The 23837-nt window shown below is 68.8% G+C and carries 28 protein-coding genes; 12 read left to right on the top strand and 16 right to left on the bottom strand.

The window, feature by feature from the left end; all coding sequences use genetic code 11:
- The first annotated feature begins 57 nt into the window (after positions 1–57).
- On the top strand, positions 58–843 hold the full coding sequence (locus AWB89_RS11065) for a heavy metal-binding domain-containing protein (protein ID WP_085100862.1): 786 nt from the start codon (positions 58–60) through the stop codon (positions 841–843).
- On the top strand, positions 843–1220 hold the full coding sequence (locus tag AWB89_RS11060) for a DUF5073 family protein (RefSeq protein ID WP_085100859.1): 378 nt from the start codon (positions 843–845) through the stop codon (positions 1218–1220). Before AWB89_RS11065 ends, AWB89_RS11060 begins: the two co-directional genes overlap by 1 nt.
- Before the next feature lie 10 nt (positions 1221–1230).
- Here the strand turns inward: AWB89_RS11060 and AWB89_RS11055 are convergent, their stop codons facing one another.
- The 5 genes from AWB89_RS11055 to AWB89_RS11035 form a co-directional block, all read right to left on the bottom strand.
- Positions 1231–1698 (bottom strand): nuclear transport factor 2 family protein, encoded by a 468-nt coding sequence (locus AWB89_RS11055; RefSeq protein ID WP_158089818.1) that lies wholly within the window; start codon positions 1696–1698, stop codon positions 1231–1233.
- Positions 1699–1705: 7 nt separating this feature from the next.
- Positions 1706–2347, bottom strand: a complete 642-nt coding sequence (locus tag AWB89_RS11050) for a cutinase family protein (protein WP_372515256.1) — start codon at positions 2345–2347, stop codon at positions 1706–1708.
- A 135-nt stretch (positions 2348–2482) separates the two neighbouring features.
- On the bottom strand, positions 2483–2947 hold the full coding sequence (locus AWB89_RS11045) for a hypothetical protein (protein ID WP_170929180.1): 465 nt from the start codon (positions 2945–2947) through the stop codon (positions 2483–2485).
- 79 nt (positions 2948–3026) lie between these two features.
- The gene (locus tag AWB89_RS11040; protein ID WP_085173485.1) at positions 3027–3698 is read right to left on the bottom strand and encodes a TetR/AcrR family transcriptional regulator; all 672 of its coding nucleotides are present in this window, start codon (positions 3696–3698) and stop codon (positions 3027–3029) included.
- 90 nt (positions 3699–3788) lie between these two features.
- Positions 3789–4373, bottom strand: a complete 585-nt coding sequence (locus tag AWB89_RS11035; RefSeq protein ID WP_085173483.1) for a TetR/AcrR family transcriptional regulator — start codon at positions 4371–4373, stop codon at positions 3789–3791.
- Positions 4374–4579: 206 nt separating this feature from the next.
- On the opposite strand from AWB89_RS11035, the gene AWB89_RS11030 reads away from it, so the two are divergent.
- Together AWB89_RS11030 and AWB89_RS11025 are read left to right on the top strand one after the other, a co-directional pair.
- Complete coding sequence (locus AWB89_RS11030; protein WP_085173481.1) at positions 4580–5125, top strand: class I SAM-dependent methyltransferase; 546 nt, start codon at positions 4580–4582, stop codon at positions 5123–5125.
- A gap of 110 nt (positions 5126–5235) precedes the next feature.
- Positions 5236–6087: an enoyl-CoA hydratase-related protein gene (locus AWB89_RS11025; RefSeq protein ID WP_085100844.1), complete on the top strand. Its 852-nt coding sequence runs from the start codon at positions 5236–5238 to the stop codon at positions 6085–6087.
- Here the strand turns inward: AWB89_RS11025 and AWB89_RS11020 are convergent.
- The 8 genes from AWB89_RS11020 to AWB89_RS10985 all read right to left on the bottom strand — a co-directional run bounded on the left by AWB89_RS11020 (position 6084) and on the right by AWB89_RS10985 (position 14771).
- Entirely contained in the window at positions 6084–7784 is a 1701-nt protein-coding gene (locus tag AWB89_RS11020) for an FAD-binding protein (RefSeq protein WP_085173479.1), read from the bottom strand. The two genes, AWB89_RS11025 and AWB89_RS11020, sit on opposite strands and share 4 nt — an antisense overlap.
- Positions 7781–9160, bottom strand: coding sequence for an aromatic ring-hydroxylating oxygenase subunit alpha (locus AWB89_RS11015; protein WP_085173477.1), 1380 nt, complete (start codon positions 9158–9160; stop codon positions 7781–7783). Before AWB89_RS11015 ends, AWB89_RS11020 begins: the two co-directional genes overlap by 4 nt.
- 18 nt (positions 9161–9178) lie before the next feature.
- A complete protein-coding gene (locus AWB89_RS11010; RefSeq protein WP_085173475.1) occupies positions 9179–10711 on the bottom strand; it encodes an acyl-CoA synthetase in 1533 nt (510 codons plus the stop codon).
- A 19-nt stretch (positions 10712–10730) separates the two neighbouring features.
- Complete coding sequence (locus AWB89_RS11005; protein ID WP_085100832.1) at positions 10731–11606, bottom strand: enoyl-CoA hydratase-related protein; 876 nt, start codon at positions 11604–11606, stop codon at positions 10731–10733.
- A 26-nt stretch (positions 11607–11632) separates the two neighbouring features.
- Positions 11633–11869, bottom strand: a complete 237-nt coding sequence (locus AWB89_RS11000) for a lipoyl domain-containing protein (protein WP_085100829.1) — start codon at positions 11867–11869, stop codon at positions 11633–11635.
- Positions 11862–12872: an alpha-ketoacid dehydrogenase subunit beta gene (locus AWB89_RS10995; RefSeq protein WP_085173473.1), complete on the bottom strand. Its 1011-nt coding sequence runs from the start codon at positions 12870–12872 to the stop codon at positions 11862–11864. Before AWB89_RS10995 ends, AWB89_RS11000 begins: the two co-directional genes overlap by 8 nt.
- The gene (locus AWB89_RS10990; protein ID WP_085173583.1) at positions 12869–13807 is read right to left on the bottom strand and encodes a thiamine pyrophosphate-dependent dehydrogenase E1 component subunit alpha; all 939 of its coding nucleotides are present in this window, start codon (positions 13805–13807) and stop codon (positions 12869–12871) included. The genes AWB89_RS10995 and AWB89_RS10990 overlap by 4 nt, the downstream gene beginning before the upstream one ends.
- A 100-nt stretch (positions 13808–13907) precedes the next feature.
- Positions 13908–14771 (bottom strand): mycofactocin-coupled SDR family oxidoreductase, encoded by an 864-nt coding sequence (locus AWB89_RS10985; protein WP_085100822.1) that lies wholly within the window; start codon positions 14769–14771, stop codon positions 13908–13910.
- 236 nt (positions 14772–15007) lie between these two features.
- On the opposite strand from AWB89_RS10985, the gene AWB89_RS10980 reads away from it, so the two are divergent.
- A complete protein-coding gene (locus AWB89_RS10980) occupies positions 15008–16228 on the top strand; it encodes a CaiB/BaiF CoA transferase family protein (RefSeq protein WP_085173471.1) in 1221 nt (406 codons plus the stop codon).
- 9 nt (positions 16229–16237) lie between these two features.
- Here the strand turns inward: AWB89_RS10980 and AWB89_RS10975 are convergent, their stop codons facing one another.
- On the bottom strand, positions 16238–16612 hold the full coding sequence (locus tag AWB89_RS10975; protein ID WP_085100816.1) for a thioredoxin family protein: 375 nt from the start codon (positions 16610–16612) through the stop codon (positions 16238–16240).
- A gap of 124 nt (positions 16613–16736) precedes the next feature.
- Here AWB89_RS10975 and AWB89_RS10970 point away from each other — a divergent pair, with 124 nt between their 5' ends.
- The 5 genes from AWB89_RS10970 (at position 16737) to AWB89_RS10950 (ending at position 19783) form a co-directional block, all read left to right on the top strand.
- Positions 16737–17006, top strand: a complete 270-nt coding sequence (locus AWB89_RS10970) for a metal-sensitive transcriptional regulator (RefSeq protein WP_067881621.1) — start codon at positions 16737–16739, stop codon at positions 17004–17006.
- A 39-nt stretch (positions 17007–17045) separates the two neighbouring features.
- Positions 17046–17456 (top strand): DUF302 domain-containing protein, encoded by a 411-nt coding sequence (locus tag AWB89_RS10965; protein WP_085100813.1) that lies wholly within the window; start codon positions 17046–17048, stop codon positions 17454–17456.
- Positions 17457–17470: 14 nt separating this feature from the next.
- Positions 17471–17839 carry a carboxymuconolactone decarboxylase family protein gene (locus AWB89_RS10960; protein WP_085100809.1) on the top strand — a complete coding sequence of 123 codons (369 nt, stop codon included), beginning with the start codon at positions 17471–17473 and terminating at the stop codon, positions 17837–17839.
- A gap of 110 nt (positions 17840–17949) precedes the next feature.
- On the top strand, positions 17950–19314 hold the full coding sequence (locus AWB89_RS10955; RefSeq protein WP_085173469.1) for a wax ester/triacylglycerol synthase domain-containing protein: 1365 nt from the start codon (positions 17950–17952) through the stop codon (positions 19312–19314).
- A 190-nt stretch (positions 19315–19504) separates the two neighbouring features.
- Positions 19505–19783: an ANTAR domain-containing protein gene (locus AWB89_RS10950; protein WP_085100802.1), complete on the top strand. Its 279-nt coding sequence runs from the start codon at positions 19505–19507 to the stop codon at positions 19781–19783.
- Positions 19784–19841: 58 nt separating this feature from the next.
- Here AWB89_RS10950 and AWB89_RS10945 read toward each other — a convergent pair whose 3' ends face one another.
- The gene (locus AWB89_RS10945; RefSeq protein ID WP_142282499.1) at positions 19842–20651 is read right to left on the bottom strand and encodes an IclR family transcriptional regulator; all 810 of its coding nucleotides are present in this window, start codon (positions 20649–20651) and stop codon (positions 19842–19844) included.
- Positions 20652–20672: 21 nt separating this feature from the next.
- Here AWB89_RS10945 and AWB89_RS10940 point away from each other — a divergent pair, with 21 nt between their 5' ends.
- Both AWB89_RS10940 and AWB89_RS10935 read left to right on the top strand, forming a co-directional pair.
- On the top strand, positions 20673–22013 hold the full coding sequence (locus AWB89_RS10940) for an FAD-binding oxidoreductase (RefSeq protein ID WP_085173465.1): 1341 nt from the start codon (positions 20673–20675) through the stop codon (positions 22011–22013).
- Positions 22013–22822: a DAPG hydrolase family protein gene (locus AWB89_RS10935; protein WP_085173463.1), complete on the top strand. Its 810-nt coding sequence runs from the start codon at positions 22013–22015 to the stop codon at positions 22820–22822. Before AWB89_RS10940 ends, AWB89_RS10935 begins: the two co-directional genes overlap by 1 nt.
- Here the strand turns inward: AWB89_RS10935 and AWB89_RS10930 are convergent.
- Positions 22798–23778 carry a DMT family transporter gene (locus AWB89_RS10930; protein WP_085173461.1) on the bottom strand — a complete coding sequence of 327 codons (981 nt, stop codon included), beginning with the start codon at positions 23776–23778 and terminating at the stop codon, positions 22798–22800. The two genes, AWB89_RS10935 and AWB89_RS10930, sit on opposite strands and share 25 nt — an antisense overlap.
- Positions 23779–23837: the final 59 nt, after the last annotated feature.

The raw sequence follows: 23837 nt of genomic DNA, 5'->3' as shown, positions 1-23837 counted from the left end.
GAGCGCGCCGTCGGCGGGCTACGCTTTCCTTCCCAACCTCAGGAGGGCCGGCAGCCGATGCAACCCAACCCGCTCGACCCAGTTGCCAGCGAACGCCTGTCTCACGCGGGCAAGGTCTTCACGTCCGACCTGTCGATCAACGAATTCGCGCTGCTGCACGGGGCCGGGTTCGAACCGATCGAGCTCGTCATGGGCGTGTCCGTCTATCACGTGGGATACCAGTTCACCGGCATCAGGCAGCAATCCGAGCTGCCGGTGCTCACCGAGGCGACCTACCGCGCACGGTGGAACGCGATGTCGCGGATGCAGGCCGAGGCCGATTCGCTCGGCGCCGACGGAGTGGTCGGCGTCCGCCTGGAATGGCGTCACCAGGGCGAGGGCGAGCACCTCGAGTTCATCGCCGTCGGCACCGCCGTGCGGTACACCGCGAAGCCCGGGGCGTACCGGCGTCCCAACGGGCAGGCGTTCACCAGTCACCTGTCCGGCCAGGACCTGACGACCCTGCTGCGCTCCGGCTACGCCCCGGTCGCCTTCGTGATGGGCAACTGCGTGTTTCACGTTGCCGTGCAAGGGTTCATGGCGATGCTCAAGCAGGCGGGACGCAACACCGAGATGCCGCAATGGACGCAGGGCAGCTACCAGGCCCGGGAGCTGGCGATGTCGCGCATGCAGGGCGAGGCCGAGCGGGACGGCGGAAACGGCGTCGTCGGTGTGCATTTCGCCATCTCGAACTACGCGTGGGGACACCACACGGTGGAGTTCTACGTGGCGGGCACGGCCGTCCGTCGCAGCGGCGAGGCGCAAACCCTGACGCCGTCGTTCGTCCTGCCGATGAGCGATTGATGACCGCCTACGATCACGATCGGGTCAGCCACGCCATCGGGTCCGCCCTGGCCGGGCCCGGGGGAGTCGCGTTGGTGGTCAAGGTGTTCTGCGGCGTTCCCGGGGTGGTTCTCGTCCCGGCGCGCCGGGGCTTTTTTCGCTCCCAGCCCGAGCGGATCCAGATCGGCGACTGGCGATACGAAGTCACCGCCGACGGCCGGCTCAGCGCGGCGCACGTGGTGAATGGCATCGTCCTGGCGGAGGAGGTGCTGCCCGCCGGCGCCGTGGGTCCGCATGTCGCCCGCGCGCTGGGGCAATTGGTGCGCAGCTACGGCCCGACGATCGTTCCGAACATCGACGCGGCGCTGGAAGTGCTCGAGAGCGCGCCCCGGTTCTGATCCATCCGGGTCAGCCGGCGCCGGGCTGCGCCTGGTCGATCGCCACCACCCACCGGCTGAACCGCCACACGCCGCCTTGCTTGGTCGCCGTGAACTCGTAGCGTCCGGTCAGATCGGCGACGGGCGGGCCGCCGTCTTTGACGGCGAAGACCTGGACGTAACAGTGACCCGTCGCCTCGGTGTCGCCCTGGCTGGAGAACCAAAACGAATTCAGCGCGTGGCGCCGTTGGTTGTTTTCGGCCTTGAACCCCGCCTTGCGGACCGCGAGCAGGCTCATGACCGTATCGATGTCCGCCGACAGCGGGCGGCCCTCGTGCCACAGGACGAGTTCGGGCGACTCGGTGAACAACGCACGAAAGTCGTCGAGCCGGTTCTCGTCGTAGGTGTGGGCGTAGGCGCCGAACAGGTTGATGATGGCCAGCCTGTCGGCGACGTCGAAGGCGGTGCTCCCGACGTTCTCGGCGGGTCCGTTCGTCACCGCGCGGCTACAGGCGGCTCGCGGCGAAATCGGCCGCCTGATCCACCATGCCGGCGTCGACGTACTGCCGGTGCGCGGCCGGGAATCCCGATCCCGAACAGACCGGGTCGTTGGGCACGCAGAGGTCGATCGTTTTGGGTGCATACAGCGGCCCGACGGTGACCGGCGGCTCGTTGATGATGCTCATGAACTGGCCCGACGGCTTGCCGAAGAGGGCGACCGCGGCGACGTGGTTGGCGACGTCGGGCGGCATCGGTTGCGGTGGCTGCGCGAGATTTGCGCCGTCCGGCACCTGGTTCGCGGTGACGAAACCCATCACCGCCGCGCCCTGGGAATATCCGCCCAGCACCATCTTGGTGCGGGGACAGCTCGCCGCCATGGACTCGACGTGGTGGCCGGCGTCGGTGATGCCGTCAATGGCCGTGGGGAAGTCCGTGGTGGCCGGGTAGTTGACCGGGTACACGCCCAGCGATTTGCCGCCCACGCGGGAGCGCAGCGTGTCGACGAAATGCTGGCCGATGCCGCCGACCCCGGGCGGCTCGCTGGTACCCCGGGCGAATACCACCTCGACGTCGGGGCAGGGCTCGGCCGATGCCGAGGGAACGGGCGCGATCACGAAGACCCAAATCGGCGCTACCGCAGTGCAAATCAGCTTGAGGAGGGGAGGCAACTTCACGCCAAAATTTTGGCATAACGCGGCGGCGGATGCTCGGCGAGCGCCCCCGCCCTGACGCGACGGGCACCCCGGCGGCCGGCAAAACCGCAGCTCAGGGCCGTGGAAGGGCTACGGCGCGCTGTCCCGCCTGCGCACCAGCGAGGTGGCGGCGCGCAGCACGCCCCGGAAGGCGTAGGCGGCGGTCACCACCACCAACAGGATCAGCAGCACGAACATCGGCAGCCAGTTGCCGCGGCTGTGATCGACTTCCCACCAGATGATGGTGAACAACACCACGCACAGCAGCAGCACCACATCGCGCCAGTTGCCTCGGTACGTCAGCGCGGCCTTGCGCAGCGCGCGGTTGCGGTCAGCGACATCGACCAGGTCATCGATGCGGTCGTCGATCGTGCGTTGCAGCTCGGCGCGCCGCGCGGTGGCCTCCGGTGGGAGGCGATCCAGCAGATCCATGTCCTGTTTGATCAGCTCGCGATAGTTCGGGCCCCTGAACTGCCCGGCCGCAACGGCCAACATGAGACCTCCGAACACGGGTGCGCTGTTGAGCGCGACTTGTCCCAGACCCACCACGTCCACTCCTTCGCCGGTCGTCAACGTCGGTTCGTTGAGGATCGCCGAAGCCGCCGAACGGATCAACCACCCGGCCGGGGCGCCGTCAGGACGCCTTCCAGGGCCGCTTCCGGGCGGGCGCCGCGTCCGGGCCCCGCAGCGCCTCCATCGTCCGCACCATTTGCGGATAGGCGATCGCGGGACCGATCCAGCGGATCAGATACCGCCGCAGATCGTCGCCACCGCGGGCCGGACGGCCCGGGTCGGCGAGGAAGGAGTGCAGCACCCGCAGGCAGAACTCGTTCAGCTCATCCAGGCCCGCCTCGTCGAAACCGTAATGCTCCCAATCGATGTCGTAGCGGTGCAGCATCGAGCGCCCGAACGCCAACGCGGTGTCGGAGATGATCGAGACCGGCTTGCCGCCGCGGTGGCGCCGATTCAGCACGAATTCGACCTGATTGTCCGACGCCAGTTGTTCGATGGCGAATGCCAGGCCCTCGGTCATCGCCACGACCGGGTCGGTCACGCCGTCGAGATGGCTCGCCAGCCGGTCCAGGAAACCGTCGGCCGATCGCATCGCGGTTGCCACCAGCAGCGCCTGGGTGCCGGGGAAGTACCGGTACACGGTTTGTCGGGTCACGCCGAGGGCCCGCGCCACGTCGGTGATCCGCGTCGCCGGCCCGCGTTCGTCGATGATCTTCTCGGCGGCGTCCAGGATGCGCTCGATCGCCTCCTCGTCGGAGGCGGGCGTGTTCCCTGCCCAGCCGTGACTGCGCATGCTTAGCGGACGGTCATCCCCATCGCTGGATCATAACGTCAATCGTGCGCGGAACGCCCGTCCCACTGGATCCCCTTCCACCGCAACCCTTTACGCGTGGGACGCGCCCAGGATCAGGTCGACGGCCTCGTCCAGCCGCCCCGCGATCTCCTGGTAGCTGACGAACCGAGCGGTCAGGAGCGCCCCGGCGAACGTCATCTGCAGCGCGGATCTCACCGCGCGGGGCCACCCCGGTCCCAGCGCGGCACCGATCCGCCTCGACACCTCGGCGCCGATCTGCTCGCGCAGCGGCTGGACCGCGGGATCGTCGGCCATCAGCGCGGCGCTGCAGGCCGTCATCAGCTCTGGCTCATCGGCGACCATGAGCGCCATGTCGCGCAGCGTCGCGCCGACCCGGGCCGCGGTGGTGTCGTTGACGTCGGTGTGCAGCGGGAGATCGCGCAGAAAGCGCAGGTACACCGCCGCCACCAGCGCGCTTTTCGACGGAAAGTACGTGTATGCGCTGGCCGGCGAGACCCCGGCGCGGGTGGCGACCGCCCGCATCGTCAGGTTCGCGTACGACGATTTGCGCAGCTCCTCCAGGCCGGCGTCGAGCACCTTGCGGATCGTCTGCGCCGGGCGACGGTCCGAGCGGCGGGGTGTGGTGGCGGCCGGCGAAACCGCTTCCCTGGACACCGGTCCAGTGTAGAAACGGGCCGCGCGACCTGGTCCACTGGTCGCCGCCCCGCAGCGCCCGGCGACGCCGCGCTAGCGAGCGCTCTGGTCCACTGGTCGCGCCCCGCAGCGCCCGGCGACGCCGCGCTTGCGAGCGCTCTGGTCCACTGGTCGCGCCCCGCCCCTCCCGGCGACGCCGCGCTTGCGAGCGCTCTAGGGTGGCGCCTATGGCCGAGGGCGACCGGCGCCGCTGGGACGAGCGGTACGCCGCTCGGGGCGTGCCGCCGGCGGACGCGGTGGCGCCGCCCGAGTTGCTGGCGCGCCACGCGAAGGAGGTCCCGACGGCGGGGCGGGCCCTGGACCTGGCCTGCGGCCCGGGCTACGGCGCGGTGTGGCTGGCCCGGCGCGGCCTGGACGTTCGGGGGGTGGACGTCTCCCCGGTCGCCATCGATCAGGCCCGCGAGGTGGCCCGGCTCGCCGGCGTCGGCGACCGCTGCCGCTTCGAGGTGTTCGACCTCGACGACGGTCTGCCGCCCGGGCCGCCCGTAGACGTCATCCTCTGCCACAAGTTCCGGGACCGCCGCCTCGACGCCGCCATCATCGACCGGCTGGCGCCGGGCGGGCTGCTCGCGATCGCGGCGCTCAGCGAAGTGGGGGCGGAGCCGGGGCCGTTCCGCGCGGCGCCCGGCGAGCTGGCGGCGGCGTTCGCCCAACTGGAGCAGATCGCCGCCGGCGAGGGCGACGGGCTCGCGTGGCTGCTGGCGCGCCGTTGAGGGTGGCGCGATCGAGCCTGCGTCCAGATCGCCGATTCGGAGCAAAATCGCGCTCTGAGCGCAGGCTCGGCGCCGTCGTCGCGGGCCTGCGACCCGGTAGTGTCACGAAGATGGAGCGGCGCGTGCTCGAAGCGATCATCTATGAACGCGAACCGCCGATTGCGCGGATCATCCTGAATCGGGTCGACAAGGCCAACACCAAGGACGCGGTGTTGGTCACCGAAGTCGACGACTGTCTGCACGAGGCCGACCGCGACAAAGAGATCAAGGTCGTCATCATCAAGGCCAACGGCAACGGCTTCTGCGGCGGACACGTGGCGCGCTGGGGCCCGGACGAAAACCCCTATCCCGACTTCGGAAACACGTTCGAGGACCTGTACAAGGGGACCGCCGACCTGTTCCTGTGGCCAACCCTGTACCTGTGGGAATTTCCGAAGCCGACGATCTCGCAGATCCACGGCTACTGCATGGGTGGCGGGATCTATCTAGGCCTGCTGACCGACTTCTGCGTGGCGTCCGACGACGCGTATTTCCAGATGCCCCTTGCCCAAAGCCTCGGGGAACCCGGCGGGCACACCATGATCGAACCCTGGTTGTTGATGAACTGGCACCGCACCATGGACTGGCTGCTGCTGGCGCCCACCCTGTCCGCGCAGCAAGCGCTCGACTGGGGCCTGCTGAACAGGGTCGTGCCGCGCGACGACCTGGAGGACACCGTCGAGGACATGGCGCGCCGGATCGCCCAGATCCCGTTGACCACCCTGATGGCGGTGAAGAACAACGTGAAGCGCGCCTGGGAATTGATGGGCATGCGGGTCCATCTGCAGGTCAGCCACATCCTGACCAACATGGTCGGCGCCGCCTCCGACGTTCAGGCGCGGCGGGCCGAACTCATCCAATCGGGCATGAAGCCAAGGGATTTCGTCGGCCGCGAGGACAAGGACGCTCCACCAGGGGACTAGCGGCTCTTTTCGCCGGCGATCCTGCGCCCGGCGGCGTGCCGCGCGGCGACGTAGCCGAACACCATCGAGCTGGCGATGCTCGCGCCGGCGCCCGGATACGTGCGGCCCATCACCGTCGCGGTGGTGTTCCCGGTGGCGTACAGGCCGTCGATCACCAGGTCCTGCTCGTCGAGGACCTGCGCGTGCTCGTTGGTGACCACGCCGCCGCACGTCCCGACGTCGGCCGGCAGCACCCGCGTGGCGTAGTAGGGCGCGCGGTCGAGCGGTCCGACGGCGGCGTTCGGCCGATACCCGGGATCGCCGAGGCAGTCGTTGTAGGCCGACTGGCCGCGGCCGAAGTCCGGGTCCAGTCCCTTGGCCGCGAAGTGGTTGAACCGCTGGATCGTTCGCGCCAATTCGTCCGCCGGAAGGTCGATCCGGCCGGCGAGGTCGGCGATGGTGTCGCCGCGTTTGACCGCGCCGCTCTCGATGAGCTCCGGTGGCAGGTGCTGGTTTCGCTTGAGCGGGTTGCTGCTCAGGACGTATCGGCGCACGTAACCCTCGTCGAAGATCATCCAGCAGGGCACCGCCTTGTTGGCGTACATCGCCTTGCCGATCTCGACGTAGGAGTTCGACTCGTTGCAGAATCGCCGGCCGGTCGAGTCGACGTAGATGGCCCCCGGACGCTGGCGGCCCGAACCGAGCGAGGCCGCCGCCGCACCGCCGTTGGCGATGAAAACCGAAGGCAGCCACCAGGCTTCGTCCAGCAGGTCGGTTTTGGCCCCCAGCCGCATCGCCGCCTGCAGCACCTCGCCGGTGTCCCCGGCGTTGGCGATCGACCACTGCGCCTCGTTGGGCTGAGCGCCGCTGTACTGGCGGCGCATCTCCTTGTTGTGCCCGAAACCGCCCGCCGCCAGCAGGACGCCCCTGCGCGCCTCGACGTTCAGCGTTTCCCCGTCCCGCGTGACGCGCGCGCCGACGACGCGGCCGTCCTCGACGATGAGATCGTCCATCGCCGCGTTCGTCCACAGCGGCGGCGGCCCGTCGCTGAGGTCGATCAGCGCCTTGAGCAGTTGGGCGATGAGCGACGCCCCGTTGGTGAGGATCTGGCGGCGGCGCGCCCGCGCGGCCGCGGTGCGCAGGAACACGCGGGCCGCGACGGCGAAGGCGCGCGGCGAACGGTTGTAGTACTGAACCGAGCGCAGTTCGTTGGTCAGGACCACGAATCCGTAGTTCTTGGCCAGCGGGGGCTGCACTTTGTCGCGCCAGCTGCCCAGCTCCGCGGCGTCGAAGGGGATGCCCTCGATCGCGCGCCCGGACTCGTTGCCGCCCTTGTGGTTCGGGTAGTAGTCGCTCCACCCGGCGCACCGGATCAGCCGAACACCCTTGCGGAGCAGGAAATTGACCATCTCGTAGCCGGCGGTCAGAAACATCTCGCGGCGGGCGGGCGAGGAGGGCGCGCCGATATCGCCGACCACGTCGGCCAGGTAGGCCAGGCCGTCCTCGTGCGAGTCCGCGACGCCCTCGGCGCGCATCAGGGGGTTGTTGGGCAGCCAGACGATGCCGCCCGACAGCCCCGTCGAGCCCCCGACCAGCGCCTGCTTCTCGAGGATCAGCGGTTCCAGCCCGCAGTCGAGTGCGGCCAGCCCGGCCACCATGCCACCGCCGCCGCTGCCCGCGATGAGCAGGTCGACCGAGCGGTCCCAGCGGGTGCTCATCGCGCCTCCCGCGTGAAGGCGAAGTCGGCGACCGGCACGTCGATGGTCGTGTTGGTCTTCTGAATCGCCGGCACCAGCGCGTCGTAGGGCAGGCCGGCCAGGAAGCCGTCGATGACGCGTTCGAAGTTGGAGATCAGCCCCTCGATCCGGTCGGACAGCCGCATGTATTCAAATCCCTTGGAGTGCAGGCCTTTCTGCTGCCGCGGCAGGTTGGAGAAGTCCTGGGCCGGGATCGGCGGCCAACGCGGGTCGTCGGGGGCCATCGGCTCGGGTGAAGTCGGTTTGCCGGTGACCTGGTCGGGTGGGATCCGGGTGAGCGACCAGATCTCGAACAAGGTCTCCTCCGGGCCCAGCGGGCGGATGCGGTACGACGAGGCGCTGCTGTATTGCGGCAGCAGGAAGTAATGGGGGAAACAGAAGTTGATCGCCTCGGTGATGCCGCGCCGCTCCAGCTCGTTGAGGTCCGGCATGTCGCAGCCCCGGGCCCGGTGCCAGCGGACGACGGCGTCGTTCAGGGTGGAGCGCCAGGTGGCGATCGCCGCGGCCGGATCGTCCGGCAGCTCCATGTCCTGCAGCCCCTCGGCGATGCGGACGTCGTTCTCGTGCGTCATTCCGGCCATGCCGTCGCCCAGCGTGCGCATGAAGTAGAGGTTGGTCTTCGCCAGCCCCGGCGGGCTCCCGTCCGCTCTCGGCATCGAGGACGGCAGCAGCTGCGGGTGCGTCTGCGGGACGTGGTAACCCTCCATGAAGGCCGCGGTGGCCAGCTTCCAGTTCACCGGCAGCCGGCATGACTGCCACCACTCGACGCGCAGGGATTCGACCTTCCACGCGTCGTAGATCGACCCGAACGGTTCGATGCAGTCGCGCAGGCCCGGGGCGTCGTCGTCGAGGTTGATCCACGCGCACCCGCCCCACAGCTCGCACCTGACCGGGACGAGTTGGAGATCCTCCGCGCGCAGGTTCTCTTCGGCGAACTCCTCGGGTCGCAACACAAACGTGTTGCGACCGTCGATGCCCCAGCACCAGCCGTGGAACGGGCAGACGAAGGTGCGCCGATTCCCGTTGCCCTCCACCAGCTTTACCCCGCGGTGGCGGCAGGCGTTGTGGTAGGCCCGCACCGTCTGACCGTCGACGCGCACCACGATGATCGACTCGTCGAGGATCTCGTACTCCACGAAGTCGCCGGCCTTGGGGATCTCATCGAGGCGGCACGCCATCTGCCACACCCGCGGCCAGAACATCTCGTTCTCGAGGGCGTAGAACTCCGCGTCGTAGTAACGCTGCTTAGGGATGCGATCGGGCGTCTGAACCGCCCATGGCACCGGTAGCGGTGTCCAGTTGACACCGACTCGCTCCGAACCCGTTTCTACCGCCATCTCACTGTCCTTGTCAGCTCATAGGATCCGCGAAACCCGTCCTTGCCAGTAACGTTCACGGATGCGCCGCTTGTAAAGCTTTCCGTTCGGGTCGCGCGGCAGCTCCGGCTCGAACTCGACCGTGCGGGGGCACTTATAGCCCGCCAGGTGCGCGCGGCAGTACGCGATGAGCTCGGCCTCCAGGTCGGGACCGGGCGCCACGCCGTCGGCCGGCTGTACGACGGCCTTGACCTCCTCGCCGAACTCGTCGTTGGGAACGCCGAACACGGCCGCGTCGACGAGCTTGGGGTGCATGACCAGCAGGTTCTCCGCCTCCTGCGGGTAGATGTTCACCCCGCCCGAGACGATCATGAACGTCGACCGGTCGGTGAGGTAGAGGTATCCGTCGTCGTCGACGTAGCCCATGTCGCCGAGGGACCGCCAGCCCCGGTCGTTCGCCACCGAGGCGGTCTTGGCCGGGTCCTTGAAGTACTCGAAATCGGGCCCGCCCTCGAAGAACAGCTCGCCGGACTCGCCCACCGGAAGTTCGACCCCGTCGTCTCCCAGCACGTGGACGGGGCTGAACGGCTTGCCGACCGAGCCGGGATGCGCGAGCCATTCCTCGGGTCCGATCGTGGTGCCCGCGAATCCCTCTGTGCCGCCGTAGTACTCGTGAATGATGGGACCGAACCACTCCATCATCCGGTGCTTGACGTCCACCGGACACGGGGCGGCCGCGTGGATCACGCACTGGAGGCTGGACACGTCGTATTTGGCCCGGACCGCCTCGGGCAACTTGAGCATCCGCACGAACATGGTGGGAACGAACTGCGCGTGCGTCACCCGATGCGTCTCGATCAACCGCAGCACGTCCTCGGCGTCGAACTTGCGCATCAGGATCGAGGCGGCGCCGACGCGGTGCACCGCCATCGTGTAGTTCACCCCGGCCGCGTGATACAGCGGTGCGGGGGAGAGGTAGACGCTGGAGGAGTCCATCCCGTACTTGTGGATGAGCGCCATCTCCAAAACCGCCTGGGCCCAGGAGCCGTTGCCGTCGGTCGGCAGCGCCCGGCGGACGGCCTTGGGCCGTCCCGTGGTGCCCGACGAATAGAGCATCTCCGAGCCGTCCGACGGCGGCGGCGCGTCGCCCGCCACCGCCAGGGCGTCCTCGTAGGGGCGCCAGCCGGGCAGCGCGTCGCCGACGGCCACGCCAACCGAGATGCCCGCGTTGACGGTGCCCAGATGAGCGGCGAGGCCGGCCATCGAGCCGTCGACGAACACCGCCTTCGCGTCCGAGTCGTCGATGACGTAGGCGACCTCGTCGGGCGTGAAGTGGGTGTTGACGGCGGTGTAGTACAGCCCGGAAAGCTGGCAGCCCCAGGTGATTTCGAAGAACTCGGGCCGGTTCGGCAGCACCAGCGCCACGCCGTCGCCGCGGCGCAGCCCGGCGTCGTGCAGCAGGGCGGCGACGCGACGGCTCCTGGCATGCAGCTCGCCGAACGACATCGGGCCGCGATCGGTGATCAAGGCGGGCGAGTCCGCGGCGGCGCTCGCATGGTCGGCGATGTTCACCGGCGGGCCTCGCGAAGGCTCAAGTCGTCGCCGCCCCGTCGACGGACGAGGCTGCTGCCGCCGCCTGGCGCCGGGCCTGCTCGGACGGCAGCACCTTGTCCTTGAACACCGTCTGGATCAGCTCCTGCACATCCCTGCTGATCGACGCGAGCGCAACGAGGTCGTTGGAGCTCTGCCAGTGCACCCGCATGCCCATCAGCTCCCAGGCCCGCTTGAGATTGGCCTTGGTCGCCAACAGCGTCGTCATCGGCGCCTGGGCGATGTGACGGGCGATGGCATCGGCGCGGGCCTCCAGTTGGTCGCGCGGCACCACCTCGTTGACCAGACCGACCTCCAGCGCCTTTTTCGCGTCGATGACCTCGGCGAGGTAGAGGTAGTACGCCGCGCGCCGCCAGTTCATGAAGACCCACGGCTCGATCGAGCACTCACCCGACGGCATCCCGAATCCCTGCAAGGGGGGATAGGAGAAGTACGCGTCCTCGGCCGCGATGACGATGTCGGTCGTCAACCCGTAGTGGGTGCCCCCGCCGACGCAGTAGCCGTGCACGGCCGCGATGGTCGGCTTGGAGAACTCCCACAGGTTCAGCACCGGCTTGACGAACAGGTCGGTCTGCGGCTTCCACGGCGTGCCCATCACCTTGGCGCCCTCGACGAATGCCGGATAGTCGACCGCGTTGTTGCCGATGGCGTGCCCGGAGCAGAAGCCCTTGCCGTTGGCCTTGAGGATCAGCACCTTGATGTCGTAATCGCGGTCGGCGTCGAGCAGCGCGGCGTCGACTTCCTCGGCCAGCTTCTGGTCCTGGGCGTTCGCCTTCTCCGGCCAGTTGAGCGTGACGCGGGCGATCGGGCCTTCCTTTTCGTAGACGATTCTCTCGCGGGTCTCGTTGAGATCCATGCAGACTTACCTTTCGCTCTCTCGAATCATGTGGTGATGACGCCGATTTGGGCGCCGATGTCGTAGGTCGTCCCGACCTGTCCGGTCCATTGCACGACGCCCGACGCGCCGGCTTCGATTTCCTGTTCCACCTTCTCGGTGGCGATCACATAGATCGGCGTGCCCTCCTCGACATGCTCACCCGCGGCCACCAGCAGATCGGTCAGCTCGGCTTCGGAGACCGCCACCGACACGCGTGGGATGCGGATGATGAAGTCAGCCATGCACTTTGGCCTTCCCCGCGCCTTCGAAGGTGCGCCGTGCGGCCGCGACGATGCGCGGCGGCGACGGGTAGACCTGCGCCTCGAGCGCGGCAGCGGCCGGGTTGGGGACGAACCTGGCCGCCACCCGTTCGACGGGTGCCGCCAGCTCGCCGAACAGTTCGGACTGCAGGATCGCGGCGATTTCCGCTCCGGGCCCGGCGAATTGGACCGCGTCGTGCACGATCACCGCCCTTCGGGTGCGGCGGGCGGATTCGACGATGGTCTCGACATCGAGCGGCACCAGGGTGCGCAGATCCACGACCTCGGCGCTGACGCCCTGTTCGGCCAAGGTTTCCGCCGCCGCCAGCGCGTCGTGCACGGGGCGACCGTACGCGATCAGCGTCACGTCGGTGCCCGGCCGCTTGACGTCGGCCTGCCCCAGCGGGATCGAGAACCCGGGTTCGACGGGAACGGGCCCCTTCTTGCCCTGCAGCCGGATCGTCTCGACGAACAGGCAGGGGTCCGGATCGAAGATCGCCGCTGTGAGAAGGCCTTTGCCGTCGCGCGGGGTGGACGGCACAATCACCTTCATCCCGGGGATGTGCATGAACCACGCTTCCAGGCTCTGCGAATGCGTGGCGCCGGTGGCCAGCCCGGCGTAGACCTGCGTGCGGATCGTGATCGGCGCCGTCGTCCGGCCCGCGGTCATGAACCGCAGCTTGGCGGCGTTGTTGATGAGCTGGTCGGCCGCGATGCCGATGAAATCCATGATCATGATCTCGGCCACCGGCAGCATCCCGTCGATCGCGGCGCCGATCGCGGCGCCCACGATGGCGGCCTCCGAGATGGGCGTGTCCAAGACGCGGTCGTGGCCGTACTTGGTGGACAACCCCGCCGTGGGCCCCGAGGCGCCGGGGTCGGCGATGTCCTCACCCAGCAGGAACACTCGGTCGTCGGCGGCCAGCGCCTCGTCGAGCGCGAGGTTCAGCGCCTCGCGCATCGTCATCTCTTTTTCCTGCGTCATGCCGGAAACCCGATCGGGGTCGCGTACACGTCGCGGTCGAGCTCGTCGATCGAGGGCGACGGCGCGCCCATCACCGTCGCGAGGGCGTCCTCCACCCTGGCAAGCGCCTCGTTATCGATGCGGGCGAGTTCGTCCTCGCCGCAAATCCCGGCCTGCGCGAGGTGCTCGCGGAACCGCGGCACCGGATCGGCCGCCATGGCCGCGGCCAGTTGCTCCTTGGGGATGTAGGGCATCCGGTCACCGAAGTAGTGGCCGCGGAAGCGAAACGTCACGCACTCGATGAACGTGGGCCCCTGACCGGCGCGGGCGCGGCGCAGGGCCTCGTCGAGGGCGGATTTCACCGCCAGCGGGTCGTTGCCGTCGACGCGGACGCCCGGCATGCCGTAGCCGGCCGCCCGCTGGGCGACCTGCTCGAGCTTCATCGTGTCCGACGTCGGTGTCATCTCGGCGAACAGATTGTTCTGGCAGACGAACACCATCGGCAGGTCCCACAGCGCGGCCATGTTGGCCGCCTCGTGGAAGGAGCCGGTGTTCGTCGCGCCGTCGCCGAAGCTGACCACCGTGACCCGGTCGAGGCCCTTGCGCCTGCCCGCCATCGCCAGCCCGACGGCGACCGGGGGTCCGGCCCCGATGATCCCCGTGGAGAGCATGACCCCCTTGTCGGGCTTGGCGATGTGCATGGTGCCGCCCTTGCCGCGGCTCGCGCCGACGGTGCGGCCCATCATCTCGCCGTAGATCTCCCCGAGCGGGACGCCCTTGCCGATCAGGTCGTGCAACCCGCGGTAGGTCGTCACCAGCTGGTCGTCGGGCCGCAGCGCCACCCCCATCGCGGCGGCGATCGCCTCCTGCCCGCGCGAAGGCCAGTACACGCACATGAATTCGCCGGTGCCGATGCCCTTGGACAGCCGGTCGTCAGCCGCCTTCATCAGGATCATCAATTCGTAGAGGCGACGTTCGACGTCCGTTGCGTCCTGACCGTCGCTCACCTACACCCTCCAGACATTCTGCACCCCAACACGATTGGTGACGCCGGCGTCAGCCGCCCGACCACGGCTTGACCTTGAGGAACCCGCCGCCGTCCACGCGGAGCTGCTGGCCGGTGATGTAGCGCGCCGCGTCCGACGCCAGAAACAGCACCGCCTCGCTGATGTCCTCGGGTTCGACGTAGGGGATGGGCATCGCCTGGACCACTGGGAAGACCGGTTCGGCGTCCTCCCGCTTGGGTTCCTTCAGATCGGGCCGGAACGCCCGGTACATCGGTGCGCTGTGCAACATGTCGGTGTTGACGTTCGTCGGATGCACCGCGTTCATCCGGATCGAGAACTTGGCCAGCGCCAGTGCGAAGTCGTTAACGTAATGCGCGGCAGCGAGTTTCGCGAACGCGTAGCCGGCTCCGCCGGGGCCGCCATCGATGCCCGTGGTGTTCATCGACGACATGAACGCCGCGTTCGACCCGATCACGATGATCGACGCGCCGGCCTGCAGATGTTTGAGGCTGGTGTGCACCAGGTTGAGCACGCCGACCAGGTCGACATCGACCGCGTCGGCGAACGCCTGCGGCGGAAGGCCGGCGGTAAGCGGGCAGATCCCGGCGTTGGCCACCACGATGTCGAGGTGGCCGAATTCGGCCACACCCTGGTCGATCGCGGCGGCCAGGGCCACCCGGTCGCGGACGTCGGCGACCGCCGTGAACGCGCGCTGCCCCTCCTTCTCCACCAGCCGCGCCGTCTCGTCGAGATCCTCGGGGCGCGCCAGCGGGTACTCGTTGGTCTCGATGTCCGCGCACAGATCCACCGCGATGATGTCGGCGCCCTCGGCGGCCAGCAGCCGCGCATGGGAACGGCCCTGGCCGCGCGCCGCACCGCTGATCACGGCCACCTTGCCCGTCACCCTGCCCATGTTGCGTCCTTTGCCCCGATGCCTACACCAGCGACCCGCGTTGGGGGCCAAAGCTATTCGGTGCCAAAGAGCTGTGAGTGCGCGCGCTCACCGCATCGCGGAGGTGGAGCGACCCAATGGTCGGCTCCACCACATGTCTTCCACGAAAACTGCGCGTGGCCACAGCCGGGCTCTCGATATCCCTTAGAGTAGCTAGAATACCTAAAATAGCAAGAAAGACGACCGAGGGGGTTGCCTTGTCCGGCGTGCTGAGCGGTGTCCGGGTGGTCGAATTGGCGTCCTGGACCTACGTGCCCTCGGCCGGCGCCGCCCTCGCCGACTGGGGCGCCGACGTGATCAAGGTGGAGGGCGTCGCAGCGGGGGACCCCGGGCGCGCGCTGGTGGTCGGCGGCTTCACCCGCGAAGCGGCCCGCCCCGACGCCGATTTCATCCTCGAATTGGGCAACCGCGGCAAGCGCAGCATCGCCATCGACATCAAGTCCGAGCCGGGCCGTGCGCTTTTCGGCCGCCTGCTGGCGAGTGCGGATGTGTTCCTGACCAATTGGCTGCCCGGCGCGCTCGAGCGGGCGCGGTTGACCGTCGACGACGTCCGCGGGTTCAACCCGAAGATCATCATCGCCCGCGGCACCGGGCTGGGGGTCCGGGGCCCGGACCGGGATCGCGGCGGGTTCGACGCCGCCACCTACTTGGCGCGCGGCGGGGTGGCGTACACGCTCACGCCGTTCGGCACCGACACGCCCGCGGTCCAGGGGCCCGCGTTCGGGGACCTGCAGGGCGGGGCGACGCTGGCCGGCGGCGTGTGCGCGGCCTTGTTCCACCGGGAACGGACCGGCGAACCGACGATCGTGGACTCGTCGCTGCTGGCACAAGCGATGTGGGCGATCGCGCCGTCGATTTCGGCGGCCGATTTCTTCGATATCGACGGCATTCCGGGCGCGCCGCCCGGGCTGGCCATCAACCCCCTGGTGAACCGGTACAAAACCAAGGACGGCAGGTGGATCCAGCTGGTGTTCCTGCAGCCCGACAAGTTCTGGGCCGGCTTCTGCACGCGGATGGGTTTGGCGGAGTTGGCCACCGACGAGCGGTTCGTCCCGTCAAGCAACCTGATCGCCAACGCCGCCGCGGCGACCGAGCTGGTGGCCAACGCCTTTGCCCGCCATGACCTTGCGCACTGGCAGGAGGTGCTCGCGGACGAGCCGGGCGTGTGGGGCGCGCTGGCGACGCCGCGCGAGACGCTCAACGACCCGCAGGTCGAGCCCAACGGGTACGTGGTGACCAACGTCGACGACCACGGGGAGAAGTACCGCATCGTCGCGGCGCCGGTTCAGTTCGACGAGACCCCACCCGCGCCCGCGCGCGCCCCGGAGCACGGGCAGCACACCGAGGAGATTCTGCTGGAGCTCGGCGTCGACTGGGACGACATCGCCAGCGCGAAGGATCAGCGGGCGATCCTCTGAGGGCGCGGGTCAACCGGCCACCGCGGCCTTGCGGGCGGCGATCTTGGCGCGCACCGCGTGCATGTCGAGCGATTTCACCTGGTTGATCAGGTCTTCCAGCACGGCCGCGGGCATCGCGCCGGGCTGGCTGTAAACGAGGACGCCGTCACGAAACGCCATGATGGTCGGGACGGACCGGATCCCCAGCGCGGCCGCCAGCTCCGGCTCGGCCTGCGTGTCGACCTTGGCGTGCACGACCTCGGGGTGGGCCTGCGCCGAGCGGTCGTACACCGGCGCGAACGCCTGGCAGGGGCGGCAGTAGCCGGCCCAAAAATCAACCAGCACAAGCGGGTTGTCGACGATCGTCGATTCGAACGTCTGGCGGGTGAGCGCCTGGGGTGTCATGGTGCTTCCTTTCGTGGACATGCTTGCCCGTGACAACGGATACCCTATGGGGTATATTCCTCGGTAGCTAGTTGATACCCCGGCGGGTACCCTGTTCGTAGCGACAAACGAGACGGAGGATCCAGTGATTGGTGACCAAGACAGCGTCGGCGCGGTGCTCAACCGGCTGCGGCGGGCCCAGGGCCAGCTTGCCGGGGTGATCTCGATGATCGAGCAGGGCCGCGACTGCAAGGACGTCGTCACCCAGCTCGCGGCGGTTTCGCGCGCCCTCGACCGCGCCGGGTTCAAGATCGTCGCGACCGGGTTGAAGGAATGCGTCACGGGTACCACCGCCGACGGCGCGACTCCGCTGAGCGAGGCCGAGCTGGAGAAGCTGTTCCTGGCGCTCGCCTGAGCGCCGGGTCGGTGACGGCAACAAACGGAAGGAAGCCACATGAATCTCGCCATTTCGACACCGCTGGAGACCTCATTCGAGGACGCGGTCGCCAAGACGCGCGCGGCGCTCGCTGAGCAGGGTTTCGGGGTGCTCACCGAGATCGACGTGAAGGCCACGCTGAAGGCGAAGCTCGGCCATGACATGGAGGACTACCTGATCCTGGGCGCCTGCAACCCACCGCTGGCGCACCGGGCCCTGGACGCACGCCGCCAGATCGGCCTGCTGCTGCCGTGCAACGTCGTGGTGCGGACCGACCCCGACCACGCCGGCACGGTGCTCGTGGAGGCCATGAATCCCGGGCTGCTGGTCGAGGTCACCGGCGAGCCGGAACTGCGGCCGGTCGCCGACGAGGTCACGGACAAGCTGAAGGCGGCCATCGACTCCCTCAAGCCCGCAGTGCACCGCTGAGAGCGGGCCCGGGCATGGCTGACCATCAACATCATCACGAGGTGCTGCAGGACCTGCTGCCGCAGCACCGCGCGCTTCGCAAGCAAATCCCCGAGGTTTACCAAGGATTCGCGGCGCTGAGCAGCGCCGCCCTGACCGATGGGGCGCTGAGCCGCAAAATCAAGGAGCTCCTGGCGCTGGCGATCGGGGTCGTCGAGGGTTGCGATGGCTGCATCGCCTCGCATGCGCAGGGCGCCGCGCGCGCCGGCGCCACCCGGGAGGAAGCCGCCGAGGCCATCGGCGTCACCTTCCTCATGCACGGCGGTCCGGCCACCATTTACGGCGCGCGCGCCTACACGGCGTTCTGCGAATTCGCCGACGCCGAAGCCGCCGAGTCGTCATAACCGCGGCGCCGCTGACGAAGGACCCGATGTAGAGGGACCAAAGTCATTGGCTGCCAAGGATCTGCTGACCTTTGCCGCCCCGCGTCGTAGGTTGGTGCCCGGAGCATGCGATGACCGGATTCCTGCGCAACAGCGACGCCTTCACGTGGGCGATGGAAAGCGATCCACGGCTGAGATCGACCGTGGTCAGCATCGTGCTGCTGCAGCGCTCGCCCGACTGGGACGACGTGCGCGAACGCTTCGATCTGATCAGCCGCAAACTTCCGATGTTTCGGCAACGGGTGGTGCCGTCGCCGGCGCCGGCCCCGCCGCACTGGGAGTACGCCCCGGACTTCGACCTCGACTACCACGTCCGGCGGACCGCCGCCCCGGGGGCGGGCACGCTCGACGACGTCCTCGAGCTGGCCCGGTTGGCCGAGATGCAGGACTTCGACAGGGCCCGGCCGCTGTGGGAGACGACCCTCGTCGATGGCCTGGAAGACGTTGGCGCGGCGGTGATTTGCAAGTTCCATCACGCCCTCACCGACGGGATCGGCGGCGTGCAGATCGCGATGCATCTGTTCAACCTCTCCGAGGAGTTGTGCCGGCGCGAACCGTTGCCGCCCGAGCCGGAGTTCTCGCGGCCGTCGTGGCTCGCGGGATACCGGGACACCTGGGGCTATGACGCCGGGCTGCTGGCCAACGCCGTCGCCGGGGCGCTCAGGGCGACCCCGCGGCTGCTCTACGGCGGCGTGCGCCGGCCGGTCGCGACGGCCCGCTCCGCCGCGGCCACCGCGGCATCGTTCTATCGGACCGTTCGGCCGATCAGCCGCACCGGCTCGCCGCTGCTCACCGAGCGCGGCCTGATCCGTCGCCTGATGGTGCACGAGGTGCCGATGCAGCAGCTGCGCGAGGCGGCGCACCGTTCCGGCGGCGCGCTCAACGATGCCTTCGTCGCCGGGGTCGCCGGCGGCCTGCGCCGCTACCACGAAAAGCACGACGTCGCGGTCGGCGACCTGCACCTCACGATGCCCATCAGCTTGCGGACCGAGTCCGATGACATGGGCGGCAACCGGATCACGCTGATGCGGTTCGACGTTCCGGCGGGGGAGACCGAGCCGACCGCACGAATCCGGGCGATCCACGAGCGCGCCGGCGCGGTACGCGCCGAACGGTCGCTGCCCTACACCCAGCTGATCGCCGGCGCTTTGAACCTGATGCCGCGCTGGTACATCGGTTCCGTGCTGCGCCACGTCGATTTCCTCGCCAGCGATGTGCCGGGCGTGCCGGTGCCGGTCTTCCTGGGCGGCGCGCCGGTGCGCGCGCAATACGCGTTCGGCCCCACCATCGGCGCGGCGGTCAACGTCACGCTGCTCACCTACGTCGACACCTGCACCCTGGGCATCGATGTCGATACCGCCGCCATACCCGACTACGACACCTTCTATGACGCGCTGGTCGCCGGCTTCGACGAAGTGTTGGCCCTCGCAGGCTGATCGCCCGATCCCGAAACGGTCACAAGCGAATATCGATACGGGCGGCGGTCTGGCACAAACTCGTTCAGTCCGCAAATCATTGCACAGGGCGCCTTTTGAGAATCACCGGCGCGACGATGCGTACGAATGGATTCTCTTCCGCAATGCGCGTAGCGGATTTCGTTCGGGCGCAACAGGAGGTATCGACAGCATGATGGCGAACTGGGTGCCTGCCCAGACTTCATATGGCCCGAATTCCGGCCGCATTCTCGACACCGCGCGAGGCATCCTCATCGGGCTGCGCCGCTGCCCCTCGCAGGCGGCTTTCGATGAATTGCACAGTGCGGCACTGCGTCACAAGGTTCCGGTGTTCGCCATGGCCTGGGCGCTTGTCCACCTGGCCGGCGAAGGGGAGAAGACCCCCAGCTTCGTCGACGCGCAGTCGGCCGCTCGCCGGGAGTGGGGTTCGCTGTTCGCGGTGAGCTGCTGAGGGAGGGTTAGGACTTGGCGCGGCCGGGGTCCTTTGGGGGGTACCGCGGCCGTCGCCATCATCCACTCGGCCGGCTGCTTGAACGGGTCCAGGCCGGCGAGTCGGCCGCCGCGCGCAACGCGTCGACGACGCGACCCTCCTTCTCGCGGAAGCGTTCGGTGGGGGCCGGAACCGAGATCGCCACCACGTTGTCGCCCAAGGCTCGCCGCGCGATGGCGGCCGCCGAAATTCCGGTGGTGTGCTCGTCGCGGTCGAAAGCGATCCCGCTGCGCCTGATTTCGGCGATCTCGGCGCGCAGCGACTCCGCGACTTCGGGGTCGAATCGGGACAGCGCGGCCTCCGCGTGGGCCGGGTCGAGCGCGGCGAGGGCCGCCTTGCCGTTGGCGGTCGACTCGAGCGGGAAGCGCACGCCGACGGCCGAGACGGCCCGCAGGCGGTGCGACGATTCGATCTGGTCGACGAACCACATCCGCTGCCCCCGCAGCACCGACAGGTCGACCGTCTCGTCGGTCGCGTGCGCCACCCGCTCGATCGTCGGGCGGAAGATCGTGGCGATCTGCGCCCCGTCGGCCCTGCCGAGCCCCAGCAGGCGCTCGCCGAGCGAAAAGTGTCCCTGCGCGTCGACGCTGGCCAGCCCGACCTCGACCAGGCCCACCAGCAGGCGGCGGGTCGTCGACTTGGCCAGCCCGAGCCGCTCGCCGAGGTCGACCAGCCGGAGGCGTCCGGGTTCGGCCGCGATCTCGTCCAGCGCGGCGGCGGCGCGACGCAACACCTGGATGCCCTCGTCGCGGCCAGTCGGCGAATTTTCTTCCGGGAAAGGCACGGGGACACTATAGTGTTCCGCAATGCGGTCTACCAAGTACCGCATTGTGGATCCAAAGGAGCTCCGATGGGCGTGCTTCCGGCCGGGCGGCATTTCTTCCGCGACGATGACGGCTACGAGGCCGCCCGCCGGCGCACCGTGTGGCACCAAAAGGTGCCCGACCGCTACCCGGAGCTGATCGTGCAGGCCATCGATGCCGGGGACATCGTCGCGGCTCTGCGCTACGCCAAGACCAACGGCCACAAGGTCAACATCGTGTCGGGTGGGCACAGCTTCGCGGCCAGCCATCTGCGTGACGGCGCGGTGCTGCTGGACGTCGGCCGCCTCGACCACGCGACGATCGACGCCGAGAACAGGACCGCCGTCGTCGGGCCGGGCAAGGGCGGCAGCCTGCTCATGGCCGACCTGGAGGCGCAGGACCTGTTCTTCCCGGGCGGCCATTGCAAGGGCGTCTGCCTCGGCGGTTACCTGCTGCAGGGCGGTTACGGCTGGAACAGCCGGATCTACGGCCCGGCCTGTGAGAGCGTCGTCGGCCTCGACGTCATCACCGCCGACGGCGAACAGATCCACTGCGACGCGGAGAATCATCCCGACCTGTACTTCGCCGCCCGCGGGGCGGGTCCGGGCTTTTTCGGCGTCGTCACCTCGTTTTATCTGAAGCTGTATCCGCGCCCGGCCGCCTGCGGCACCAGCGTCTACGTCTACCCGTGGGACGTCGCCGACGAGGTCTACACCTGGGCCCGCGGCATCAGCGCCGAAGTCGACCGTCGCGTCGAGATGCAGGCCATAGCCACCCGGAGCCTCGCGGAGATGGGCATCGACGGCCCCGGCATCGCGTTCGCGTCGCCGGCCTTCGCCGACTCCGAAGAGGAGGCCCGGCAGGCGCTCGCGATCTTCGAAACCTGCCCGGTCGTCGATCGGGCCGTGCTGAAAGTTCCCTACATGCCAAGCGATTTGCCCACCTGGTACACCGCGGTGATGACCCACTATCTGGACGACCATCGCTACACGGCGGACAACATGTGGACCTCGGCGGCGGCGGACGAGCTGCTGCCGGGCATCCACAAGATCCTCGACACCATGCCGCCGGCCCCATCGCATTTTCTGTGGCTGAACTGGGGGCGCTCGCCGGCGCGCCAGGACATGGCCTACAGCATCGAAGCCGAGATCTACCTGGCCCTCTACGGCTCCTGGAAGGACCCCGCCGACGACGACACCTACGGCAACTGGGCGAGCTCCAACATGGCCGCCATGTCGGGCCTGGCCACCGGGATTCAGCTCGCCGACGAGAACCTCGGCCAGCGCCCGGCGAAGTTCGCCAGCGACGAGGCGATGGCGCGGCTCGACAAAGCCCGCGCCACCTATGACCCCGACGGCCTGTTCAACGCCTGGATGGGGCGGCTCTGATGACCGGCGACCTATACCTCGGCTACCGCGGCGACGACGCGGACACGCCCTTTGGCAAGTTCTTCAAGCCCGAGATGGCCCCGCTGCCAACGCATGTCGTGGAGGCACTGCAGCACGGGCCACAGGGCGGGATGGCGCTGTCGGCGTTCGAGACCGCCGCCGGCGTCGCCGAGCCGGGCTACCAGCAGACCGAGAACGGCTACGGCGTTCTGGACGACGGCAGCTACCAGGTGTCGGTGCGCACCGACATGCCCGGAGTCAGCCCGGCGATGTGGTCATGGTGGTTCGGTTGGCACGGCTGCGACACCCGCCGCTACAAACTGTGGCATCCGCGCGCGCATCTTGCCGCGGCGTGGAAGGACGGCGCGGATGCCGGCCGCCGGGGCGCCCAGCGCTACATCGGCCGCTGGTCGCTCATCAGCGAGTACATCGGCTCCACGATGCTCAACGGCGCAATCCAATTCGTCGAGCCGACCGAGCTGGGCTGCCCACCCGACGGCGACGCCGCGGTGTCGATCTGCGCGCGGCTGGGCTCCAGCGATGCGCCGGTCGACGTCGGATGGTTCGTCCACCACATCAGGTCGACGGCCACCGGCGCCGAGATGCGGTCACGGTTCTGGATGGGTGGGCCGCACATCGCCGTGCGCAAGGCCCCGGGCGTCGCGTCCAAGGCGGTGCGCCCCATCGCGTCGCGGATCCTGGGCGACCCGGTGGCCAGCGGCCGTAACCTGCTGGTGCACTGCGCCCAGGAGATGAATCACCTGGCGGGCTTCCTGCCCGAGCTCTACGAACGGTTCGGCGCCGAGTAGATCCCGCCGCGCTCGCGAAAGCGCAACGGTTCCAACGTCTCTGGAGCGGACGCGTCGACAGCGGCACTCTCCCGATCAGGCTCGACCCCTGAGCCGGCAAGGTAGCCGGCGACGAGCACGAGCGCACAACCGGCGAGTTGCAGCGGGGACGGATGCTCGCCGAGCACGACGGCGCCCAGGGCGACCGCACCCACCGGCATCAGCAGAAGCAGCGCGGAGCTGACGGTGCTCGGCAGCCGGGCCGACAACCGGGCCACCAGCAGCCAGCCGAGTAGCTGCCCCGTGATGGCGACCAGCGTCAACCATCCGGCCGCGCGCCAGCCCGGCCACGGGTCCAGGCCGTGCCACCAGGGGCCGACGGCGGCCGCCACCACCACCGACGTCGCCAGCACGATGGCGTAGGTCTGCATGGGTTGGCCGGCCCGCCCGCCTCGGCGCAGCAGGAACAGAAACCCCGAGTAGCACAGCGCGGCGCCGATCGCGTGCAGGGTGCCGCGCGTGGGGTCGCTGCCGGAAATCCCGTGCTCGAGCATCCCGCCGGCGAGCGTGACGCCGGCGAGCAGCGCGGGCAGCGTGAGCAGGAACCGACGGGGCACCGGCTCCCGGTCGACGAGCCAGCTCAGCAACGGAACGACGGCGACCTGCGTGTTGACCAGGACCGTCGACAAGCCCGCGCCCACTTCGGGGATGGCCTGGGTCCACAGCAGCATGTCGGCGGCGAACAAGATGCCACAGCAGACCGCCGACAGCATGCCGCGGCGCGAGAACCCGCCGCCGCGTTGCCATTCCGGGATCGCCAGGGCGATGACGACCGGCAGCGCAATCAGGCAGCGCGCGAACGTTGCGGTGGCCGGCGTCGTCGCCGCGAGCTTGAGCATGATCGCCGACGCCGACAAGGACAAGGCTCCGAAGGCCAGCCCGGCCTGATTCATCCGGTGCGCGGAGGTGTGTCTCATGCCGGTTCGGGTACCCGATGATCTAATGGTTAAAGCGTCTTTTAGGGATTAGGTGATAA

The organism is Mycobacterium paraense (assembly GCF_002101815.1).
In the GTDB taxonomy this organism is placed as follows: Bacteria; Actinomycetota; Actinomycetes; order Mycobacteriales; family Mycobacteriaceae; genus Mycobacterium; species Mycobacterium paraense.
Note: the sequence above shows the minus strand (reverse complement) of the source record. Positions and strands in the feature narration are given on the sequence as shown.

Coding starts and splice junctions, on each gene's coding strand:
- AWB89_RS11065 (WP_085100862.1), top strand. CDS start 58: ATGCAACCCAACCCGCTCGACCCAGTTGCCAGCGAACGCCTGTCTCAC.
- AWB89_RS11060 (WP_085100859.1), top strand. CDS start 843: ATGACCGCCTACGATCACGATCGGGTCAGCCACGCCATCGGGTCCGCC.
- AWB89_RS11040 (WP_085173485.1), bottom strand. CDS start 3,698: ATGCGCAGTCACGGCTGGGCAGGGAACACGCCCGCCTCCGACGAGGAG.
- AWB89_RS11030 (WP_085173481.1), top strand. CDS start 4,580: ATGGCCGAGGGCGACCGGCGCCGCTGGGACGAGCGGTACGCCGCTCGG.
- AWB89_RS11025 (WP_085100844.1), top strand. CDS start 5,236: ATGGAGCGGCGCGTGCTCGAAGCGATCATCTATGAACGCGAACCGCCG.
- AWB89_RS11020 (WP_085173479.1), bottom strand. CDS start 7,784: ATGAGCACCCGCTGGGACCGCTCGGTCGACCTGCTCATCGCGGGCAGC.
- AWB89_RS11015 (WP_085173477.1), bottom strand. CDS start 9,160: ATGGCGGTAGAAACGGGTTCGGAGCGAGTCGGTGTCAACTGGACACCG.
- AWB89_RS11005 (WP_085100832.1), bottom strand. CDS start 11,606: ATGGATCTCAACGAGACCCGCGAGAGAATCGTCTACGAAAAGGAAGGC.
- AWB89_RS11000 (WP_085100829.1), bottom strand. CDS start 11,869: ATGGCTGACTTCATCATCCGCATCCCACGCGTGTCGGTGGCGGTCTCC.
- AWB89_RS10995 (WP_085173473.1), bottom strand. CDS start 12,872: ATGACGCAGGAAAAAGAGATGACGATGCGCGAGGCGCTGAACCTCGCG.
- AWB89_RS10990 (WP_085173583.1), bottom strand. CDS start 13,807: ATGATCCTGATGAAGGCGGCTGACGACCGGCTGTCCAAGGGCATCGGC.
- AWB89_RS10985 (WP_085100822.1), bottom strand. CDS start 14,771: ATGGGCAGGGTGACGGGCAAGGTGGCCGTGATCAGCGGTGCGGCGCGC.
- AWB89_RS10975 (WP_085100816.1), bottom strand. CDS start 16,612: ATGACACCCCAGGCGCTCACCCGCCAGACGTTCGAATCGACGATCGTC.
- AWB89_RS10965 (WP_085100813.1), top strand. CDS start 17,046: ATGAATCTCGCCATTTCGACACCGCTGGAGACCTCATTCGAGGACGCG.
- AWB89_RS10960 (WP_085100809.1), top strand. CDS start 17,471: ATGGCTGACCATCAACATCATCACGAGGTGCTGCAGGACCTGCTGCCG.
- AWB89_RS10955 (WP_085173469.1), top strand. CDS start 17,950: ATGACCGGATTCCTGCGCAACAGCGACGCCTTCACGTGGGCGATGGAA.
- AWB89_RS10950 (WP_085100802.1), top strand. CDS start 19,505: ATGATGGCGAACTGGGTGCCTGCCCAGACTTCATATGGCCCGAATTCC.
- AWB89_RS10945 (WP_142282499.1), bottom strand. CDS start 20,651: ATGCGGTACTTGGTAGACCGCATTGCGGAACACTATAGTGTCCCCGTG.
- AWB89_RS10940 (WP_085173465.1), top strand. CDS start 20,673: ATGGGCGTGCTTCCGGCCGGGCGGCATTTCTTCCGCGACGATGACGGC.
- AWB89_RS10935 (WP_085173463.1), top strand. CDS start 22,013: ATGACCGGCGACCTATACCTCGGCTACCGCGGCGACGACGCGGACACG.
- AWB89_RS10930 (WP_085173461.1), bottom strand. CDS start 23,778: ATGAGACACACCTCCGCGCACCGGATGAATCAGGCCGGGCTGGCCTTC.